A 12,602-nucleotide genomic window follows, 5' to 3' on the forward strand; every position below is an offset into this window, starting at 1 on the left:
TAGCGTCGCTGCGTCAGTCCGAGGAAACGAGGAACCCGTCCGCGCCGGAGGTCGTTCGTGACAGCGTCCGTGACTGGGCTCGCGTCAGAGCTCGCGACTGGGCCCGAGCCGTTGTGGCCTGCCGCGGTGTCCGAGCGCGCGGTCGCGCTGGTGCACGGGCCGGCTCGCAGGGCGACGGTCCTCGCCACCTTCCCCACGGCGCTGTACCTCCAGGTGGGCAGTCACGCGCGAGTCCTGCCCATCGTCACGCCCGGCGGCCTGCGTCTGCCGACGGCCCTGGCCGTGGCCACGCCGTTGCCCACCGTCGGGTGGGGTGTCCAGCCGGGCGACCACGTCGTCGTGGGCGGCGGAGACGTGCTTCTGCCCTACGTCACGATCCGGGCCGTCCGCAGGTGGAGGCCGCACCCGGTCCACAGCGCGGCGGTCCACCAGGGTCGCGTCGGCGCCCGCCTCTCGTCCCTTCGCCTGGGCTGGCGCACCCCTGCGCGAAGCCTGACCGAGACCCTTGCGAAGGGTGACCGGGACGCCCTCCCGGATCGGGTGCACGCGCTCGTGGGCACGGGCCCCGGCCTGACCCCCAGCGGCGACGACGTCCTGTGCGGCGTGCTTCTCGGCCTGCGCCTGCACCCGCGCGGCTCGGACTCACTGGTGGACCGGTTGTGGCACGCGGTGCTCCCGAGGCTCAGCACCACCACGAGCCTTTCGGCCGCGCTGCTCACCGAGGCGGCCGAGGGGTATGCCGTGGTGCCAGTCGTGCGCCTCACCGAGGCTCTCGCGGGCTTCGACCCCACCGACCCGGCCGCGTCCGGCGAGGTCGACCTGGCCGTCCGGGCGGTGCTCGCCATCGGCCACTCGTCGGGGGCCGACCTGCTGGGCGGGCTCGCGGGCTGCCTCGACGCCCTCGACGCCCTCGACGCCCTCCACCCCCTCGGGGCCCTCTTCCCCCTCGACAGGGTGGACCACACCGATCCGCTCGCCCAGCCCCCAGGACCGGCCATGACCCACAGGAGCCTTCAGTGACCGACCACCTCGAACTGCGCGGCGGGGCCTACTACGACTCAGTCAGCCTGATGCAGGTCTCCCGGCAGGTCGCCGGGGCGCCGGGCGTGGCCGCAGCCCAGGTCGCCATGGCCACCGAGCTCAACCTCGAGGTGATCGGCGGCATGGGGTTCTCGGTGCCGGACAGCGCCCAGCCCAACGACCTCGTCGTCGCGATCCGAGCCGACGGGGAGGACGGCGTCGCCAACGGGTTGGCCGCCCTCGAGACCGCGCTGGCCGCCCTCAAGTCGGCTGGTTCCAGGGCCGGTGGCTTCGGCGAAGCGCCGGCGCCGCGCACGCTCGGCCGGGCCGTCGCCGTCGGAGGGGCCAACCTCGCCCTGGTCTCCGTCCCGGGGCAGTACGCCGGCGTCGAAGCCTTCGACGCCATCGACCGGGGCGTCTCGGTGATGCTCTTCTCCGACAACGTGCCGGTCGAGGACGAGGTGCGGCTCAAGGACGCCGCGGCCGCCCGCGACGTGCTCGTGATGGGTCCGGACTGCGGGACTGCCGTGGTCGGCGGGGTCGCGCTCGGCTTCGCCAACGTCGTCGAGCGGGGACCGGTTGGCATCGTGGCGGCCTCGGGCACGGGCGCGCAGCAGGTGATGGCGTTGCTCGATGCCGCCGGTGTGGGGGTGAGCCACTGCCTCGGGGTCGGGGGGCGCGACCTCTCGGCTGCCGTGGGTGGGCGTTCCACGAGGCAGGCGCTCGCGGCGCTCGCCGCGGACGCAGCAACCGAGTCGATCATCGTCGTCTCCAAGCCGCCCGCCGCCGAGGTGCTCGCCGACCTCGAGGGGTATGCCGCGGGGCTGGGCAAGCCGGTCCACTGGGCGACGCTCGGGGCAGGTCGCCCCGACCTGACGGCGGCCGTTGACGCCTTCCTCCGTGAGTCCGGGCGGGACGTTCCGACCTGGCCCTCGTGGCAGCCCCTCCTCGACCCCGAGTCCTTGCAGGACCCGACGGGTCCCGGCACGTCGGATCCCGCGAAGACCGATGGGGCGGGGGCGCAGGCGGGGGAAGCGCCGAGTGGAAGGTATCTGCGCGGTTTGTTCTGTGGAGGCACCTTGGCGGACGAGGCGATGCTGGTCGCGAGCGGTGAGCTCGGCGGCATACGGTCAAACATCCCGCTCGCCCCTGAGCTGGCGCTCGACGCGGGCCTGCGGGCCGACGACCACGTCGTGATCGACTTCGGCGACGACGGGCTGACCCGGGGCAGGGCTCACCCGATGATCGACCCGACCTTGCGGCTGGAACGGATCGCGGCGGAGGGAGAGGACCCCCACTGCGGAGTGCTCCTGCTCGACCTGGTCCTGGGTCATGGTGCCCATCCCGCCCCGGGGCCCGAGCTGGCCGGAGCGATTCGTCGTGCTCGTGAGGCGGCGCGGGCCGGCGGGCGCGAGCTGCCGGTGGTGGTCTCGCTCACCGGCACCCGCGGCGACCCCCAGGACGTCGGCGTCACGGCTGCGGCACTCTCCGAGGCCGGCGCATCGGTCCACCTGTCCAACGCCGAAGCCACCAGGACGGCCCTGTCGCTCCTGTCCGACGCCGACCCCACCGGAGGATCCAGATGACCGCGACTCTGCACGGGCTGCTCGGCGCGGACCCGGTGCTCGCCACGGCCGGCGCCTCGATGTTCGCCGACGCCCTGCGCGACCAGGCGGTCGTCGTGACCGAGACGGACTGGCAGCCGCCGCTCGACGGGACGGCACCCCACCTCGGCATCGTCCTGGGGGACGCGCGCCGCACCGCTGCGAACGCCCTTGCGCTGCAACGGATGACCGCCGCCGGGGCGGACTTCGTCGACGTGCGTCCGGCCCAGGAGGCGCTGGGGCTCGAGCGCGGGACGTTCCTGCACGCGGGTCCTCCGATCGAGTGGGACCGCGCGTCCGGCCCGCTCAAGGGCGCCCTCATCGGCGCGATGCTCTTCGAGGGGATGGCCGACACGGCCGAGGCGGCGGAGGCCGCCCTGGCCCGCGGTGACGTCCAGCTCGAGCCGTGCCACCACCGCGACGCCGTGGGTCCGATGGCCGGCGTGATCTCACCCTCGATGTGGGTCTACGAGCTGCGCGACGAAGTTCACGACCACACGTCCTGGTGCTCGCTCAACGAGGGACTGGGCAAGGTGTTGCGCTACGGCGCCTTCGGCCCCGAGGTCATCGACCGGCTGCACTGGATGAACTCCGTCCTGGGGCCGTTGCTGCAGCAGGCGATCCGCGCCGCCGGACCCATCGACGTCAAGTCGATCATCGCCCAGATGCTCCAGATGGGCGACGAGGGCCACAACCGCAACCGCGCTGGCTCGCTGATGCTGCTGCGCGAGCTGCTCCCCTCGCTCATCGTCGCCGACGGGTCGTCGACCGACATCGCCGAGGCGGTGCGCTTCTCGGGTGCCAACGAGCACTTCTTCCTCAACCTTGGTATGCCGGCCTGCAAGCTCTCGACGCTGGCGGCGGAAGGGATTCCGGGCTCCACGGTCGTCACCACCATGGCCCGCAACGGGACCGACTTCGGCATCCGGACCGCCGGCACCGGGGCTCAGTGGTTCACGGGCCCGGCCAACACCCCAGAGGGCCTGTTCCTGGGCTCCTACGGACCGGACGACGCCAACCCAGACATCGGCGACTCGGCGATCACCGAGACCGCGGGCATCGGCGGTTTCGCGATGGCGGCCGCCCCGGCCATCGTGCGTTTCGTCGGCGGCGACGTGCCGCTCGCCCTGCGGGCCACGCGCACGATGTACGAGATCACCGTCGGCGAGCACACGGCATATCAGGTGCCCATCCTGGAGTTCCGCGGGACGCCGACCGGGATCGACGTCGCCGCTGTGGCCCGCACCGGGATCCTGCCCCAGATCAACACCGGCATGGCCGGTCGCGTGGCGGGGACCGGCCAGGTGGGCGCCGGGCTGGTGACGCCACCGGCCGAGTGCTTCACCCAGGCGATCGCCGCCCTCGCGGCCCAGGCGCAGTCCTGAGGCCCGGTGATTCGTCGGCGATTCGTGGTCGCCGACGGAGGTGAGGCGGCGGCGTGGCAGGATACGGGCTCGTGACGGCACGCATCCTCGACGGCAAAGCGGTCCTGGCGACCATCAAGGACGAGCTCCGCGGACGGGTCGACGTGCTGCGCGAGCACGGCGTCGTGCCAGGGCTCGGCACCGTGCTCGTGGGCGATGACCCAGGCAGCCGGTGGTACGTCAACGCCAAGCACCAGGACTGCGCTGAGATCGGGCTCACCAGCATTCGTCGCGACCTGCCCTCGACCGCCACGCAGGCCGAGGTCGAGGCCGTCATCGACGAGCTCAACGCCGACCCGGAGTGCACGGGGTTCCTCGTGCAGCAGCCGACCGGGCTCGACGAGTTCGCCCTGCTGTCCCGGGTCGACCCGACCAAGGACGTCGACGGGCTGCACCCCACCAACCTGGGCTGGCTCGTCCTGGGCAAGCCGGCGCCGCTGCCCTGCACCCCCGCCGGCTGCATCGAGCTGCTGCGCAGGTTCGACGTGCCGATTGCCGGCGCACGGGTGGCCCTGGTCGGTCGCGGGATCACCGTGGGTCGCCCGCTCGGGCTGATGCTCACCCGACGCAGCGAGAACGCCACGGTCGTCCTGTGCCACACCGGCACCCGCGACCTCGCCTCCGAGGTGCGCCAGGCCGACATCGTCGTCGCCGCAGCCGGCCAGCCCGGGCTCATCACGGCCGACATGGTCAAGCCCGGAGCCGCGGTGCTCGACGTCGGCGTCAGCCGGATCATCGCCGAGGACGGCAGGTCCAAGGTCGCCGGAGATGTCGCTGACGACGTGGCCGAGGTGGCCGGGTGGGTCAGCCCGAACCCCGGAGGCGTGGGTCCGATGACCCGCGCCATGTTGCTGTCCAACATCGTGGCAGCCGCCGAGCGTCAGCTCGTCGAGACCTCGGCCTGACCCGGATGACCGCGCCGCGCCTGGGCTGGTGGTGGGTCGCCGCCCCGGTGCTCCTGCTCGGCGTGGTCCTGTTCCTTCTCGACGAGGTTCGCCCGGCCGGCTACGTGATCGCGGGCGGCCTCGGCTTGGCCGCGTTGCTGCGGCTGGTGCTCCCCACCGCGCGCAGCGGTGGCCTTGCCGTCCGATCGCGAGGCGTCGACGTGGCAACCATGGCGGTCCTCGGGGTGGCGTTGGCGTTCATCACGTCGGTGCTCGACCTGCGTCCCCGCGGCTGACTGCGGGACTTGTTGCCACCTGGTGGTCATCCTGGCGTGGGATCGGGTCTGCGTGACGATCTCCCGGCACCAAGTGCGGSGCGCGCGGGACTTGTTGCCACCTGGTGGTCATCAGGGGCSGGGATCKGGCCYSCGTGACGATCTCCCGGCACCAAGTGCGGGGCGCGCGGGACTTGTTGCCACCTGGTGGTCATCAGGGGCGGGGATCGGGCCYSSGTGMCGATCTCCCGGCACCAAGTGCGGGGCGCGCGGGACTTGTTGCCACCTGGTGGTCATCAGGGGCGGGGATCGGGCCCCGGTGACGATCTCCCGGCACCMAGTGCGGTCGGCAGCGACGTGAAAGCGGCCGCCCCCAGCAGGGGACGGCCGCTTCGAGGTATGCGCGTGACCGGCTCAGCCGAGCAGGCCCAGACCGCGCACCGCCTCGCGCTCCTCCTCGAGCTCCTTGACGGAGGCGTCGATACGGGCGCGGGAGAAGTCGTTGATCTCCAGGCCCTGCACGATCTGCCAGTCGCCGTTGCTCGTGGTGACGGGGAAGGAGGAGATGAGGCCCTCGGGGACGCCGTAGGAGCCGTCGGAGCGCACCGACATCGAGACCCAGTCGCCCTCTGCCGTGCCGAGCGCCCAGTCGCGGGCGTGGTCGACCGTCGCCGACGCGGCCGAGGCGGCGGAGGAGGCGCCCCGGGCGTCGATGATCGCAGCGCCGCGCTTGGCGACCGTGGGGATGTACGTGTCGGCCAGCCACGCCTCGTCGTTGATGAGCTCGGCGGCGTTGCGCCCCCCCACCTCCGCGTGGAACAGGTCGGGGTACTGCGTGGCCGAGTGGTTGCCCCAGATCGTCATGTGGGTGATGTCGGTGACCACCGCACCGGTCTTGGCAGCCAGCTGGCTGATCGCGCGGTTGTGGTCCAGGCGGGTCAGCGCCGAGAACCGCTCCTGCGGGATGTCGGGCGCGTTGCTCATGGCGATGAGGGCGTTCGTGTTGGCCGGGTTGCCAGTCACCGTCACGCGGATGTCATCTGCCGCAACGGAGTTCAGCGCCTTGCCCTGGGGGGCGAAGATGCCGCCGTTCGCCTCGAGCAGGTCGCCGCGCTCCATGCCCGGACCGCGGGGACGAGCTCCCACCAGCAGGGCGTGGTTGACGCCGTCGAAGACCTTCTCGGCGTTGTCGCCGATCTCGACCTTGGCCAGCGTCGGGAAGGCGCAGTCGTCGAGCTCCATGACGACACCCTCGAGCGCCTTGAGCGCCGGGGTGATCTCGAGCAGGCGCAGCTCGACGGGGGTGTCCGGGCCGAAGAGCGAACCGCTCGCGATCCGGAAGAGGAGGCTGTAGCCGATCTGGCCGGCGGCGCCGGTGACGGCGACCTTGACGGGGGCAGTGCTCACGGTGGGACCCTTCGCGTCTCTGGTGGGGTGACTGTCGTCGACGCTAGCAGGCGCCGCGCAGCACGCAGCCGGGTGGTTAGGGTCGTCTCATGCCGACTCCTGACTTCATCCTGGCGCTGCGTGAGCGGGTCGGCACGCACCCTCTCTTCCTGACGGGCGTCAGTGCGGTGGTGCGCAACTCGCAGGGGGAGGTCCTGCTCGCGCGCCGCGTCGACAACGGCCAGTGGGCCCTCGTCAGCGGCATCCTCGAACCGGGGGAGCAGCCCGCCGAGGGGTTGCGTCGCGAGATCGAGGAGGAGACCGGGGTGGTGGCCACCATCGACGACCTGACCGGCGTCTGGACCCTGCCTCCGCAGGAGTACCCGAACGGCGATCGCGCCCAGTACCTCGACCTCTGCTTCACCGCGACGTACGTGTCCGGGCAGGCCCGGGTCAACGACGACGAGTCGCTCGACGTCGGCTGGTTCGCGCCGGACGACCTCCCCGAGATGATGGAGCGCTCGCGGGTGCGCCTCGAGCGCGCCCTCGCGTTCCGCGGTCACGCCTGGTTCGAGGGTTCGGATGCTCCCACCGGCCGGTATGCCGCCGCGCCCGCTGACGGTGGTCCGTTCCACGACGCTGGAACGCCGGCTCTCGCAACCTTTGCGGCAGCCGGCCGCCAGGTCGTGCTGCGACGGGCCACCGTCGCGGACGTGGGCGCGGTCGTCGCCCTGATCGCCGACGACCAGCTCGCCGCGGGCCGGGAGGACCCCGGCGACCTCGCGGCATACCTGCGGGCGTTTGCGGTGATCGACGCGGACCCGGCGCAGCTGCTCGTGGTCCTGGACGACGGAGGCGTCGTGGTGGGCACGATGCAGGTGAGCTTCATCCCCGGGCTGTCGCGCGGTGGCGCGCTGCGGGGGCAGGTCGAAGCCGTGCGGGTCGCGGACAGCCACCGCGGCCAGCGGCTGGGGGAGCAGATGATCCGGTGGGCGGTGGCCGAGGCAGCCCGCCGCGGCTGCGCCCTCGTCCAGCTCACGACCGACAAGAGGCGCGCCGACGCCCACCGGTTCTACGAGCGGTTGGGGTTCACCGCGTCGCACGAAGGGTTCAAGATGACGCTGAGGGGCGACGAGGCCACCACCACCGAGGAGCAGCGATGAGCGGAAGCGGCACGAAGGACGACCCCTGGGCACTGAAGACGCCCCCCGGGACGGGTGACTACGCGATGTACCGCGACGACGACGCGGACCCGGCCCAGCTGGTTTGCCAGGTGGGCTCGACCAAGCTGCTCTACGACGCGCGGGTGGTCGAGGATCTCCATGCCTGGCTGCGCGAGCGGGGTGACTGGGTGCCGCTGGGCAGCGCCGACGAGCAGAAGCCTGCCAAGGACGGCACCGTCGAGGAGTGGGGCCGCTCGGAGTCCAACCCGGTCGGCGGGTGGTACGGCCTGCGCAAGGGTTACCGCGGCCGGGTCGGCATGTACCTGCCGCCCCTGCTCGAGGAGCTCGGGCTCGCCGAGGTCGAGCACAACCCGCGCAACAACCGGATGCGGGCCATCTGAGGCAGCGCACCCTTCGTCGGTCGTCGCCCGGTCGCCGGCTGCGAGCGGGTCAGGCGACCGGGCGCAGGCGCAGCACCGGGATGACCCGGCTCGTCTTGGTCTCGTAGTTGCCGAAGCCGGGTCGTTCAGCCACGATTCGTGGCCACTGCTCGGCGCGATCGGCCGGGCTGAGCTCCTCCGCGTCGACGCTGAACGTCCGGGTGCCGACCTCCACCTCGAACCGCGGGTTGGCGAGGACGTTGTGGTACCAGTCCGGGTTGGTCGGCGCGCCGCCCTTGGACGCCACGACGAGCATCGAGCCGTCGTCCTGCGGGAAGTAGACCAGCGGCGTCACCCGCACCGTGCCGCTCCTGGCACCGATGTGGTGCAGCAGGATCATCGGCGCGCCCTGGAAGTACCCACCGACCTTCCCTTCGTTGGCGCGGAACTCCGCGATCACGCCTTCGTTCCAGTCGCTCATGTCCGGTGCAACCCCTCGGCGCGGCATCCGATTCCGCGCGGAGTCACGCCAGGGAGGCGAGGGCCTCGTTGAAGGTGGCCGACGGGCGCATCACTGCCACGGTCCTCGCCTCGTCGGGCCGGTAGTAGCCCCCGATGTCGGCGGGGTGTCCCTGCACACCCAGGAGCTCGTCGTTGATCGTCGCCTCGTTGGCGGCAAGGGACTGCGCCACCTCCGCGAACGACGCGGCGAGCTCTGCGTCCTGGGTCTGGGTGGCCAGCTCGTGGGCCCAGAAGAGTGCGAGGTAGAAGTGGCTGCCACGGTTGTCGATCTGACCGACCTTGCGGGCCGGGCCCTTGTTCTCGTTGAGCAGCCGCTCGGTCGCCCGGTCCAGGGCCTCGCCGAGCACCTCGGCGCGAGCGTTGTCGGTGCTCGTCGCCATGTGCCGCAGGCTCTCCGCGAGGGCCAGGAACTCGCCGAGGCTGTCCCAGCGCAGGTAGTTCTCCTGGACCAGCTGCTGGACGTGCTTGGGGGCCGATCCGCCGGCACCGGTCTCGAAGAGGCCACCGCCGTTCATGAGCGGCACGACCGACAGCATCTTGGCGCTGGTGCCGAGCTCGAGGATCGGGAACAGGTCGGTGTTGTAGTCGCGGAGCACGTTGCCGGTGACCGAGATGGTGTCCTCGCCCTTGCGGATCCGCTCGACCGACAGCGTGGCGGCGTCGACCGGGTTCAGGATCTGGAGGTCCAGGCCGTCGGTGTCGTGGTCGGCGAGGTAGGTGGTGACCTTCTCGATCAGGTTGCGGTCGTGGGCGCGGGTCTCGTCGAGCCAGAAGACGGCGGGCGTCCTGGAGGCGCGGGCGCGGGTGACGGCGAGCTTGACCCAGTCCCGGATGGGGGCGTCCTTGGTCTGGCAGGCGCGCCAGATGTCGCCCGGTGTCACCTCGTGCTCCATCAGCACGTCGCCGGCGGCGTTGACGACCTGGACCGTGCCGGCCTCGGCGATCTCGAAGGTCTTGTCGTGGCTGCCGTACTCCTCGGCCTTCTGGGCCATCAGGCCGACGTTGGGCACCGAGCCCATCGTGGTCGGGTCGTAGGCGCCGTGCGCGCGGCAGTCGTCGATGACGGCCTGGTAGACGCCCGCGTACGAGCTGTCGGGGATGACCGCGAGGGTGTCGGCCTCGGCGCCGTCCGGGCCCCACATGTGGCCGGACGTGCGGATCATGGCCGGCATGGACGCGTCCACGATGACGTCGCTGGGCACGTGCAGGTTGGTGATCCCCTTGTCGGAGTTGACCATCGCCAGTCGTGGGCCGTCGGCGAGGCCCTTGTCGATCGCGGCCTTGATCTCGGCGCCCTTGTCGCCCAGGGCGCCCAGGCCGTCGATGATCGAGCCGAGGCCGTTGTTGGCTGACAGCCCGGCCGCAGCGAGGTCCGCTCCGTAGGTCGCGAAGACGTCGGGCAGGAACGCCCGCACCACGTGGCCGAAGATGATGGGGTCGGAGACCTTCATCATCGTGGCCTTCAGGTGCACCGAGAAGAGAACGTCGTCGGCCTTGGCGCGGGCGATCTGCTCGGTGAGGAAGGAGTCGAGGGCGGCGACGCGCATGACGGTGGAGTCGACGACCTCGCCCTCGAGAACCGTGAGCCCTCCCTTGAGGACCGTCGTGCCGTTGTCCGTGACGAGCTGGATGGTGAGGGTGTCGTCCGTCGGGAGGACCACGGACTGCTCGTTGGAGCGGAAGTCGTCGAAGCCCATCGTCGCGACGTTCGTCGCCGAGTCGGGGCTCCACGCACCCATCGAGTGGGGATGCTTGCGAGCGTAGTTCTTCACCGCGGAAGGAGCCCGACGGTCGGAGTTCCCTTCGCGCAGAACGGGGTTCACCGCACTGCCCTTGACGCTGTCGTAGCGGGCACGCGCGTCGCGCTGCTCGTCGGTGGTCGGTTCGTCGGGGTAGTCCGGAAGGGCGTAGCCCTTGGCCTGAAGCTCGGCGACGGCAGCCTTGAGCTGCGGCACCGAGGCCGAGATGTTGGGCAGCTTGATGATGTTCGCCTCTGGCGTCGTGGCCAGCTCGCCCAGCTCGGCCAGGTCGTCGCCGATCCGCTGGTCCTCGGGGAGCAGGTCGTCGAACGCCGCGATGATGCGTCCCGACAGTGAGATGTCGCGCGTCTCCACGTCGACCCCGGCGGTCCCTGCGAACGCCTCGATCACCGGGAGGAAGGAGTAGGTCGCCAGCATCGGCGCCTCGTCGGTCAGGGTGTAGATGATCTTGGCCATGGAGGCGACTCTCTCCTGAGGTGGTCTGGATGTCGAAGCGGTGCGGAGACGACCTTCAGGCTATCGGCCCTTCGAACTGTCGTCCCTCGACCTCGCCCACAGTATCTTGATATCAAGATACTCGCGCAACCGGCCAGGTGGTGGACCCGTCAGGTGGTGGGCTTCAGGTCGTCCGGGTCGACGACCCCGGTGATGTCCTCGTCGCGGCGGTCGACGCCGGTCACCAGGTGGTAGGTGGCTCCTGCGATCGCCGCACCGACGACGGGCGCCAGCCAGAAGGCCCACAGCTGGCCCGGGGCGCCGTTGCCGTTGAAGAAGGCGACGGCGGTGGACCGTGCAGGGTTGACCGAGGTGTTGCTGATCGGGATCGAGATCAGGTGGATGAGGGTGAGCGCGAGCCCGATGGCGATGGGGGCGAAGCCGGTCGGCGCACGGTCGTCGGTGGCGCCGAGGATGACGTAGAGGAAGAAGGCGGTCAGGATCGCCTCGGCGCACAGCACGGCGACGAGGGTGTACCCGCCGGGGGAGTGGTCGCCGTAGCCGTTGGCGGCGAGGTTGCCCGTGGCGTCGAACCCGGAGACTCCGCGCGCGATACCCCACAGGGCCAGGCCGGCCACGAGTCCCCCGACGACCTGCGAGCCGACGTAGGCCGGAACGTCCCGCCACGGGAAGCGCCTGGCGACGGCGATGCCGACCGTCACAGCGGGGTTGAAGTGCGCCCCCGACACGTGCCCCACGGCATACGCCATCGTGAGGACGGTGAGACCGAAGGCGAGGGCAACGCCCAGGAACCCGATGCCGACCTGGACGCCCTGACCGGACACGACGTTGGGGGCGAGGTACTTCGCCGAGAAGATGGCGCTGCCACAGCCGCCGAAGACGAGCCAGAAGGTGCCCAGTGCCTCTGCGCCGAGGCGCGAGGTCAGTGCCGGTGTGCGCATGTAGCTCCCCTTGGTGCGGCGGATGGTGCGACCGGTGGGCCCCCGTGGCCCCTTGCCGGGACCACTCTGCCGCACCGTCGCGTTTTGCACACGCGCGACACCCGGATCCGCCGACACCGCGGGCCCGCCTCCGGGCGTCCGTCCGGCCGAGGAGATCCGCCCATCAGCCAAAAGGACTAGGTGACGATCAGTGGATACGTCGAATGAATGAGGTCATATCCGGACAAACAATGTCATTGAAGATTCATTTCTTTACCAAATGCTGGTGAAACTCAACCCTGTCCTTTACGTTCAGCGCATCATCAAAACGAGTCTGCGGGGCTCGGGAGCGGGGTTTCGATGGATCAGCAGGGGATCGTCAGGGACAGCGGCACGCCGCTGGTGAGTCGGCGCACGGTTGCGCTCGGGGCTGCATGGTCGGTGCCGGTGATCGTCCTGGCGACAGCCGCGCCCGCGGCGGCTGCGTCGGGGGGCGCGCCCGTGGTGGCTGCCACGGTCCTGGCGGACAAGGTGGCGGCCCACAAGTTCGACACGAAGACGGTCAACTTCACGATGACGCTGACCAACACCGGAACGGCTGCCGGGTCCGTCGAGATCCTCTCGGTGACGTCGGACGCGACGACCGGAACCACGGTGGGTGTCCCGACGACGACCATCGTGCCGGTCGGGAGCAGCGTGCCGGTGAGCTTCTCGTACACCTACGAGGGCAACGCCGGGACCGCGACCTACACGATCAGCTACCGGACGGGTGGCGGTTCGGTCCAGATCGTCACAGTCACCGCCTGAG

12 protein-coding genes are annotated in these 12,602 nt (G+C 70.9%); 8 read left to right on the top strand and 4 right to left on the bottom strand.

Translation table 11 applies throughout. The features are described 5' to 3' along the window. Positions 1 to 126 precede the first annotated feature (126 nt). The 5 genes from AC1DWR_RS18580 (at position 127) to AC1DWR_RS18600 (ending at position 5,228) form a co-directional block, all read left to right on the top strand. A complete protein-coding gene (locus AC1DWR_RS18580; RefSeq protein WP_477624934.1) occupies positions 127 to 1,020 on the top strand; it encodes an oxamate carbamoyltransferase subunit AllH family protein in 894 nt (297 codons plus the stop codon). Then, positions 1,017 to 2,606 (top strand): FdrA family protein, encoded by a 1,590-nt coding sequence (locus AC1DWR_RS18585; RefSeq protein WP_477624935.1) that lies wholly within the window; start codon positions 1,017 to 1,019, stop codon positions 2,604 to 2,606. The genes AC1DWR_RS18580 and AC1DWR_RS18585 overlap by 4 nt, the downstream gene beginning before the upstream one ends. Then, on the top strand, positions 2,603 to 4,009 hold the full coding sequence (locus AC1DWR_RS18590) for a YlbE family protein (RefSeq protein WP_477614850.1): 1,407 nt from the start codon (positions 2,603 to 2,605) through the stop codon (positions 4,007 to 4,009). The genes AC1DWR_RS18585 and AC1DWR_RS18590 overlap by 4 nt, the downstream gene beginning before the upstream one ends. A 71-nt stretch (positions 4,010 to 4,080) precedes the next feature. Then, positions 4,081 to 4,953 (top strand): bifunctional methylenetetrahydrofolate dehydrogenase/methenyltetrahydrofolate cyclohydrolase, encoded by an 873-nt coding sequence (locus AC1DWR_RS18595; protein ID WP_477614851.1) that lies wholly within the window; start codon positions 4,081 to 4,083, stop codon positions 4,951 to 4,953. A gap of 5 nt (positions 4,954 to 4,958) precedes the next feature. Further along, positions 4,959 to 5,228 (top strand): DUF3017 domain-containing protein, encoded by a 270-nt coding sequence (locus tag AC1DWR_RS18600; protein WP_477614852.1) that lies wholly within the window; start codon positions 4,959 to 4,961, stop codon positions 5,226 to 5,228. A 393-nt stretch (positions 5,229 to 5,621) separates the two neighbouring features. Here AC1DWR_RS18600 and AC1DWR_RS18605 read toward each other — a convergent pair whose 3' ends face one another. Further along, positions 5,622 to 6,614, bottom strand: a complete 993-nt coding sequence (locus tag AC1DWR_RS18605; RefSeq protein ID WP_477614853.1) for a malate dehydrogenase — start codon at positions 6,612 to 6,614, stop codon at positions 5,622 to 5,624. A gap of 89 nt (positions 6,615 to 6,703) precedes the next feature. On the opposite strand from AC1DWR_RS18605, the gene AC1DWR_RS18610 reads away from it, so the two are divergent. Both AC1DWR_RS18610 and AC1DWR_RS18615 read left to right on the top strand, forming a co-directional pair. Further along, positions 6,704 to 7,756: a GNAT family N-acetyltransferase gene (locus tag AC1DWR_RS18610; RefSeq protein ID WP_477624936.1), complete on the top strand. Its 1,053-nt coding sequence runs from the start codon at positions 6,704 to 6,706 to the stop codon at positions 7,754 to 7,756. Then, on the top strand, positions 7,753 to 8,157 hold the full coding sequence (locus tag AC1DWR_RS18615) for a DUF6855 family protein (protein WP_477624937.1): 405 nt from the start codon (positions 7,753 to 7,755) through the stop codon (positions 8,155 to 8,157). The genes AC1DWR_RS18610 and AC1DWR_RS18615 overlap by 4 nt, the downstream gene beginning before the upstream one ends. A 49-nt stretch (positions 8,158 to 8,206) precedes the next feature. Here the strand turns inward: AC1DWR_RS18615 and AC1DWR_RS18620 are convergent, their stop codons facing one another. The 3 genes from AC1DWR_RS18620 to aqpZ form a co-directional block, all read right to left on the bottom strand. Further along, entirely contained in the window at positions 8,207 to 8,617 is a 411-nt protein-coding gene (locus AC1DWR_RS18620) for a nitroreductase family deazaflavin-dependent oxidoreductase (RefSeq protein WP_477614856.1), read from the bottom strand. 43 nt (positions 8,618 to 8,660) lie between these two features. Further along, positions 8,661 to 10,874, bottom strand: coding sequence for an NADP-dependent isocitrate dehydrogenase (locus AC1DWR_RS18625; protein WP_477624938.1), 2,214 nt, complete (start codon positions 10,872 to 10,874; stop codon positions 8,661 to 8,663). Between the two features lie 149 nt (positions 10,875 to 11,023). Next, positions 11,024 to 11,815 carry an aquaporin Z gene (gene aqpZ, locus AC1DWR_RS18630; protein ID WP_477624939.1) on the bottom strand — a complete coding sequence of 264 codons (792 nt, stop codon included), beginning with the start codon at positions 11,813 to 11,815 and terminating at the stop codon, positions 11,024 to 11,026. Between the two features lie 339 nt (positions 11,816 to 12,154). Here aqpZ and AC1DWR_RS18635 point away from each other — a divergent pair, with 339 nt between their 5' ends. After that, positions 12,155 to 12,601, top strand: a complete 447-nt coding sequence (locus tag AC1DWR_RS18635) for a hypothetical protein (RefSeq protein WP_477624940.1) — start codon at positions 12,155 to 12,157, stop codon at positions 12,599 to 12,601. The last annotated feature ends 1 nt before the right edge of the window (position 12,602 follow it).

This window comes from Pedococcus sp. P2_E2 (assembly GCF_056403955.1).